Source organism: Candidatus Nitrosarchaeum limnium BG20 (genome assembly GCF_000241145.1).
Lineage (GTDB): Archaea > Thermoproteota > Nitrososphaeria > Nitrososphaerales > Nitrosopumilaceae > Nitrosarchaeum > Nitrosarchaeum limnae.
This window is the reverse complement of the sequence record NZ_AHJG01000261.1, coordinates 1-602: the sequence shown is the minus strand read 5'-3', so window position 1 is coordinate 602 and position 602 is coordinate 1. Positions and strand designations below refer to the sequence as shown.

The window sequence follows — 602 nt, the reverse complement described above, 5'->3', positions numbered from 1 at the left end:
TTCCAGTAACAGAAGTATCTGCAGAGAAATCTCAATCTGTACCAGTTTGGGTAAAGAATAATGCCGGATGGTGGGCAGACGGAACTATCACAGATGCTGAATTTGTAAATGGTATTCAGCATCTGATAAAGACTGGAGTAATTACAATTACTACTGAATCAAAATCAACAAACCCTGTTTCAGATGCTTCTGATTCAAAACTCGCTTCACTACAAGCAGACTTGGAAAAGTGTGCTGATGTTATTAAAGCATATGAAAGATTAAATTGTGAAAGAGCAGCAAAACTAAAAATCACAGAATATGAATATGTTCAAACAGCTACTCAGTATGTAGTTGGTCCTGCAACATTTTATTTTGTAGGTCCTGAGTTTGAGGTAAGTGATTCTGGACAAGCCTTATTGACCATCAAAATGCTTGTTAAAAATACAGGTTCAAATGAGAATGTCTCTTTGATGTGCACTGGTCCATCCATTTGTAGCTATGATGTTTGGAATGGTGAAAAGGCATTCAAATATGCTGCAACTGACTTTACTAACGGAAACATTGTTCTGACTCCTGGACAAGCAAGAGAATTTTCAATGCTGTTTGGTCCACTCGTTCCC

At 37.5% G+C, this 602-nt stretch carries 1 protein-coding gene; it reads left to right on the top strand.

What is annotated here, in order from left to right:
* Positions 1–602: hypothetical protein (locus BG20_RS09275; RefSeq protein WP_010194358.1), on the top strand; the 602-nt coding region annotated here is incomplete at both ends.